This window comes from Desulfotomaculum sp., assembly GCA_003513005.1.
Lineage (GTDB): Bacteria > Bacillota > Desulfotomaculia > Desulfotomaculales > Nap2-2B > 46-80.
Window position 1 is genome coordinate 1 of sequence record DOTD01000010.1, and the last position, 7,028, is coordinate 7,028.

The 7,028-nt window shown below is 44.6% G+C and carries 4 protein-coding genes and 1 pseudogene; 3 read left to right on the top strand and 2 right to left on the bottom strand.

The window, feature by feature from the left end; translation table 11 throughout:
* Positions 1–142: 142 nt before the first annotated feature.
* Genes DEH07_00685 through DEH07_00695 form a run of 3 tightly spaced genes read left to right on the top strand, consistent with a single transcriptional unit; the run spans position 143 to position 3,477 of the window.
* Positions 143–532 (top strand): GntR family transcriptional regulator, encoded by a 390-nt coding sequence (locus DEH07_00685; GenBank protein ID HBY03076.1) that lies wholly within the window; start codon positions 143–145, stop codon positions 530–532.
* Positions 525–1,424, top strand: a complete 900-nt coding sequence (locus DEH07_00690; protein HBY03077.1) for an ABC transporter — start codon at positions 525–527, stop codon at positions 1,422–1,424. Before DEH07_00685 ends, DEH07_00690 begins: the two co-directional genes overlap by 8 nt.
* On the top strand, positions 1,399–3,477 hold the full coding sequence (locus DEH07_00695; protein ID HBY03078.1) for a hypothetical protein: 2,079 nt from the start codon (positions 1,399–1,401) through the stop codon (positions 3,475–3,477). Before DEH07_00690 ends, DEH07_00695 begins: the two co-directional genes overlap by 26 nt.
* A 513-nt stretch (positions 3,478–3,990) precedes the next feature.
* Here DEH07_00695 and DEH07_00700 read toward each other — a convergent pair.
* Both DEH07_00700 and DEH07_00705 read right to left on the bottom strand, forming a co-directional pair.
* Positions 3,991–6,028 (bottom strand): annotated as a pseudogene (locus DEH07_00700) (hypothetical protein).
* A gap of 128 nt (positions 6,029–6,156) precedes the next feature.
* Positions 6,157–6,555 carry a hypothetical protein gene (locus tag DEH07_00705; GenBank protein ID HBY03079.1) on the bottom strand — a complete coding sequence of 133 codons (399 nt, stop codon included), beginning with the start codon at positions 6,553–6,555 and terminating at the stop codon, positions 6,157–6,159.
* Between the last annotated feature and the right edge of the window lie 473 nt (positions 6,556–7,028).

Genomic DNA, 7,028 nt, shown 5'->3' on the forward strand with positions numbered 1-7,028 from the left:
TAGGACTGTGAATAGTAACCCCTTTTGGCATTTCGTGCTAAAAAATATCTATTTGCTATTTACATTGTTAATTCATTGATATATAATGACAGCACTATCTGTACTAGTTGTATTAATACAGTTAAAAGAAAGGAGGGGTTTGATGTTTGAAATAGACTTGCGCAGTCGTGAACCTATCTACGAACAACTGGTCGGGAAAATTAAAGAGCTTATTATAAACAACGTACTGAAACCTGATGAACAACTGCCCGCTGTGCGGGTCTTGGCCAGCGAGTTAACCATAAATCCTAACACGATCCAGAAAGCATACCGGGAATTGGAACACCGCGGATATATCTATTCCATTCCCGGCAAGGGCAATTTCGTGAAACCCGCCTGGCTGGAGAATAATGCTGCCCGTTTGATAGATTTGTCAAAAGAGCTGAAGAGAACTGTGTCGGAAATGCGCTACCTGGGCATAACTGACCAGGAAATCTTTGCTCTTATTCAAACAAGTTTGCCCCAGGATAAAGGAGGTAAAGCTAATGATTGAGGTTGAAGGGGTCAGTAAACGTTTTCAGGAGATAGAGGCCCTAAATAGCGTGACTTTGGCGGTAAAAAAAGGCTCTATTTACGGCCTGGCCGGTACCAACGGCGCCGGCAAAACAACCTTGTTGAAGATTCTGACCGGTGTCTACAGACAGGATTCCGGCCAGGTTAAGTATGATGGTGAAAATATATTTGAAAACAACAATCTGAAGGCGCGCATTGTTTTCATACCCGATAACCCCTATTTTTTTACTAATTATACAATTGACGATATGGCGAATTTCTATTGCCGGATTTATCCCCGCTGGGAACAGGAACGTTATCTAAAGCTGCGGGATGCTTTTAATATTGATATGAAACGCCGCATAAGAACGCTCTCCAAAGGTATGCAGCGCCAGGTGGCTTTCTGGTTGGGTTTGTCGATTGCGCCGGATATCATGATGCTGGATGAACCCCTGGACGGACTGGATCCGGTAATGCGGCAAAAGGTAAAAAACCTTATTATTCAGGATGTCGCCGAGAGGGAAATGACAGTTATCATCTCTTCCCACAATTTACGCGAACTCGAAGACGTCTGTGATGTTATCGGTATTTTGCACCAGGGTAGAATGCTTATCCAAAAGGACCTGGACGACCTGAGGGCAGATGTGCATAAGATCCAGGTTGCTTTCAGCGATGGAGTTCCCGAATCGTTGCTTCAGGACATGCAAACGCTGCGCCAGGAAAGAAAAGGCAATGTGTTGATCATGGTTGTGCGCGGCTCCTATGATGAAACCGTCCGGCGCATACAGGCTTATAATCCGGCTATTTTGGACATCCTGCCCCTTACTCTGGAAGAGATATTTATATACGAAATGGGGGACTGCGGTTATGAAATTAAAAACATCCTTTATTAATCGAGGCGTCCTGCTTAATAATTTCAAGAGTTTTAGCTGGGTTGGAGCGGTTTACCTTCTGGGTCTGCTCTTAAGCGTCCCTTTAAAAATAATTATGCTGTATAGTAATGCGGAAGGCGCCATTCTCTCCCAAGATCCGGTAATATATTTAAGGATATTCTCACACTACGATTTTTGGCAGTTAATGATTTTGATTATTGCCCCTGTGCTGACAGCCCTCCTGCTCTTCGGCTATCTTCAAAACGGCAAAGCGGCCGATATGGCGCACGCCCTGCCTGTCAAGCGGGAGACACTTTATCATACTCATATCCTGGCCGGGCTGATCTTTCTGTTTGTTCCGCTCATAATCACCGCTCTGGCGGCCTGGGCGCTTGTCGCCGGATTGGGCATTCCAAAGGTCAGCGGTCAGGATATTGCTACCTGGCTGGCGATCAGTCTGCTCTTTAACTTGCTTTATTTCATAACCGGTGTGGCCACGGGCATGTTTACCGGTTTGTCGGGCGTTCAGGGTGTCTTGAGCTATATTTTACTTTTGCTCCCCTCAGGACTTTCCATGCTGCTGCTGCACAACATGAGTATGCACACTTACGGCTTAGCTTTTGACAGCTATATGCAGTCCGTAAACATTTCGCCACTGGCTGAAATGTTTAATTACCCGATCCATAAAACCGAAATAGCGGCATATCTTCTGGCGAGTATAGCATTGTACCTGCTGGGCTTGTATTTATACAGGCGGCGTCAGTCGGAGGCTGCCGGCAGCGCGATCACTTTTGACGCCCTGCGCCCGTTTTTTAAATACGGAGTCACATTTTGCTTTATGCTATTTGTAGGCAGCTATTTTTACCAGACTCAAGGCAGCCTGGGCTGGGCCTATTTTGGTTACTTACTGGGTTCCCTGCCGGCTTACCTGGGGGTTGAGATATTGCTGCAAAAGTCCCTGCATGTTTTCAAGCCAAAGATCATCAAGGGCTTCGGCATTTATGCTTTAATTGTGATTATTTGTATCGGCGCCCTCCGGTTAGACTTCACCGGCTACGAAAGGAGGCTGCCTGAACTGGCTGAAGTTGAAAGCGTATTTATGGATAATGTTTTTTACCCGCCATCTCTTCTAAATATGGCGCAAACACGCCATGCTGTCAATTATAAATACGACGATATGAACCCAGTCGCTCCGTTTGAAAAGCCTTTGCCCATATATACCCGGGCGGAAAATATAGCTGACGTTTATGCGCTGCACCAAAAAATAGTCAGCAACCGAACGATAGAAAAAGCAGCTATGCAAGACAGACATAGAAATAGCTTTGTTACGGGAGCGAGAAGACCTCTCTACTTCATTTATTATCTTAAAAACGGTTCCCATATTTGCCGCCAGTATAAAGTTAACCTCCCCGACTATGCGCGGCAGCTGAAATCCATTTACGAATCACGCGAATACAAAATCTTTCATAACGCTATTCTGAGTATAAACCCGTCCGAAATAAAAATGCTGGAGATTAATGCGAACGAAACGAATAAAAGTGTGCGCATTGTAGACCAAAAGCTTATTCAGCAGGCTGTCGCCGCTCTGCAAAGTGATATAATGAAGCAGTCCTACGAGGAAATGATAGACGACCGGCAGAGCTGGGCCAGTATTAATATCGTTTTAAAAAATAACGACACCACAGGGCTTGTGTGGGAAAAAACCTATGTTAATTTTGAGCAATGGTTGAAGAATACCGGTGAATATAATAACGCCCGGCTGATTGCCCGCGATGACATCCAGTATGCCGTCGTGACGAAACAGACCGGCGCCGGAGAAGAAGGAACGGAGGCATATCGACTTTATAAGGAGGAGCCCCAACAATTACTTTTGAATGCGGAAAAAACTCCCGGGCATTTAAAGTTAATTGACCCGGAAAAAATGGAAGTTTGCCTGCGTCAGTATACAACAGATATCTATCGCTACCCGAAGCCGTATAATGTGGTTTTTCTGCTGAAAAACGGTGACATTTTTACCGGAGGTTTTACAGAAGCTGATGCCCCCACTTTTGTCAAGGAACATTTTACCCGCTAACGTGAATTTACCATAACTTTCGCGAAAAAGTACTCTTAAGCCAGTAAACACAATCACTCAGAAAAAACGGCTTGTATAAGCTAAACGTCTAATTTCACGGGGGCAGCATGGTGACGGTTCTCCTGCTTCCCCCTGCTTCCCAGTTGCATGGGATAAAGTCTTTGTTTTCCGTACCGCCACTACCGCCCCACCGGGATGGATATACGTTTCAATCAGTTTTTGAATATCTATGTTGACTTCACCGGACGTCTGTTTTTGTCCATTATCCAGATGCTTTTTTCACTTCCGTTTTTTACCCTGGCAAAAACGATACAATTATTGTCTATAGAGAAATACAGGCAATTCAGAACGGTATGAGCAGTCATTTGTAAGGACAGTCAGACTGCCGTCCGAATACATGTAGATCTGCCGCCCCTTTGAAATTGCAGGTATCCAACAACTATCGTCGTCATCAATTTTGCACTATAAAAAGATATTAAACCAATTTTTATTTTTCTAGTTTGGTTCATTGAGCTATAAACGCATTAGTCCATCCCGGCAGCGGTGGAGTCTGTCCATTTTTTGCATCTCACGCCATTTTGTATTGGTCAACCGGTCATTAAGCGGCCAGGGGAATTCATAATAAGAATATATGCTGCCCGCGGCAATTTTTAACTTGCCATCCACGGGAACGACAACATAGATGTCAAATATGCTGCCTGTCGCCTCCTCCAAAACCTGGCCGCCATCAGAATTGGTAGCTACGTCTGCTACCAGGGCAGCCGGCCTGTCGTTGGCGGTGGAGCTGTTATTAATCCCCTCACCTTTCAGGGCATCCAGCCAAAAATCCTTTAACTGTCCGCCATAGGAGCGGATTAACTCATATTCCTCATCAGTTAAAGGAGTATTGGACAACTCCTTCTCAGAAATAGTCTTTAAGGAAAGAACCAGTTCCTCCATCCTCTCCAGGCTTGCCTTATCCTGTTCGTTTAAGAGTCCGCTGTTCTGCATGCCGTCTCCGGTCATTTTTACCAGCGAGGCCAGACGTGCGTAAACATATGGATTGGGCTCGACATAACCTCTGTCGTCAGTAACATTCACGTCTATACCTGTGCCTAATGCGTAAGCCTGCTTGGCGTATAAAATAGTGTCATGTTTCAGTTCCGTCCAGCTTCCCAGATAAGCATTGAGTTCTTTCCGGACCCAGGCGGCATTGCGCATAAAAGGCGGATATCCTGCCGGTTTTTCCTGAACAAGAGGCTTTAGCGCATAAAGCCAGCCCCAATAAAGATTCTGCTGCCAGATCTCATTTTTCAAGCTGGAGATATATGTTTTCAGTTTAGTCATATTTTCAGGGTAGTTCCGGTAATCGGTTTCTTTCATCGACTTTAATATGGCATAGGCTTCCGTTGAACCCATAGCTGCGGGAATATCCAGTCCCTTGGGCAGCATCCTTAGGACATCCAGGCTGTTGCCCCCGACTTCCTGATAAATCAACCGTTGGAAAATAAAAGCGTCAATGGTAAACCGCTGTCCCATAAAACGAAAACCTTTTATTTCATTATCCAGGTCGGCGCTTGATGTTATGTTAAAAACAGGGTTGGAGTTTATGGCCGGCGGCTCCAGTTTCCTGACATCAGCCAGGAAAGTGTTCCATTTATCGGAATTGGAAACCACTTTTTTAGGGCTTGCATTTTTGCCGTAGATTTTGTCTGCCAATTATTTAAGCTGGTAATAAGTGCTATCATCGCTTTTGCCGACAAAAAAGCTGGTTGTAGTATATATTTGTTCCCACTTCTGCCTGTTGTTTTCCTTGTCCAATGCCAGAGTAATCAGTAAGGCGGACTTTGTTTCGTTTTCATTCTTTGAATGGAAGGTCAACCTGCCGTACCACATCATGGATTTAAAATAAGCCTTCAACAAATCCGTTCTTTCGTAATGCCCACGCGGTATGTATTGAGAATAGTCTTCCAGTAGGGGATCGCCGCCGCCGCTTCCGTCGATATCCATCAGCGGCGACACTACAACACCTTGGTGGCTTTCGATTAGAGCCAGTTCCTTCTCTGCTTCATTTTTCACTATTGGCGGAATGGGCATGTTAGGATCTAAAAGTTTGCCGGCCACCGCAAAAAACCCGACATTTCTCCTGGCAGCGTTTTCCCAGTCAGTACCTTTAAGGATTTCGTACTGGCTTTGGGACTGGGATAACATCGCTTTCGTCAGATCGGCCAGCTCCGGGGCAAGTTTTTCTGTTTCGACAACCCTGAGCAAGTGGTCGAAAAATAAATGGTAGTTATGGAGCACGGAATCGGTCGTGATAAATGACGGTATCTTCCTAAACTTGTTGCCTTCGTAGAGCAAAAAAAATTCCTTCTTATAACTGCTAACTGCTGGGAACCACAACAAAGCCATTTTTAATTAAAAGGTCCCTGGCGGACGGGGAGAACTGGAACAGATCTTTGTTTGTGATATTTCCAAGGTCGGAATCCGCTTTATAGGGTTCGACAGCAGGAGTCTCCTTAACCGGCGTTTCTTGATAATCTGCAAAATGGGAGGTTAAAGCTTCCGTCATCCGTGAGGATTTTTCCGCTGCCTTACTTTCGCTTTGCTTAAACGCACTGGAACAGCCGCTTATTGTGGCGATAATAAGAAGGATTCTACTATATCCGGGAAGAAGGCCAAGAGGTAATCGAGAGATTCTTATCCCTCATCCCAAATTTTAGGGTAAATCTCTTCATCAAAGAACCTGTCCGGGTTATACCGTTTCCGCAACTCATTAATCGAAACTTCTGATAAACTTTTTGCCGTTTCTATTATCTGCTCAGGGGTGATGTATTGCGGCGGACCATAGCCAAATTCTTCTTCACCTAAAGCTTCCCCGCCAAGCACTACATATTTCAGGGGTGGCTCCCCGCCCCATGGGTCGCCTATGAGCAGGAAGTGAATGCCAGGCCAGGCCAGGCCTTGTCTATTTGTCAGAATCGTTTTCCTTGTTTTCCTGGCTATCTTGAGCACAGATTTACTAAGGGAGAATCTTAATCTATCTTCATCTCTGATACGGTAATACTTGCGGTATTTAAAAATGTGCCGTTTTGTCATATCTTGCTATAATTAATAGTTAATTACAAAACAAATTTATGTCAAAAATAATGTTGTTATTTAAGAAATAATGTTGATATATATCGAAATATATATTAAGTCATCTTTAGAGAGCAGCTTTTTTAGACTATATCAACATATAGTTAAAAGATGTAATAATTACTAAAAACCCTGTCCGGCATGATCTCCGGATAGGGTTTTTAGTAATCATTTGAACTCTTTCTTAAATAATAGGTAACTGCTCAGCCATCTGAAAAATAGTACTGGACTCAGCCCTGCTAATCATGTATCATAAAGTTATGATAACAGAAGCTGAATTCCGGGTAACCGAGATAACAGAAGACCATATCCAATCAGTCAGGCAGTTGATTGCCCACAATCCCTCATGGAGCCGCAGCAGGCTGTCGAGGGAACTATGCCAACTGTGGAACTGGTGCTCTCCCGCCGGCTAGATGAAGGACATGGCCTGCCGG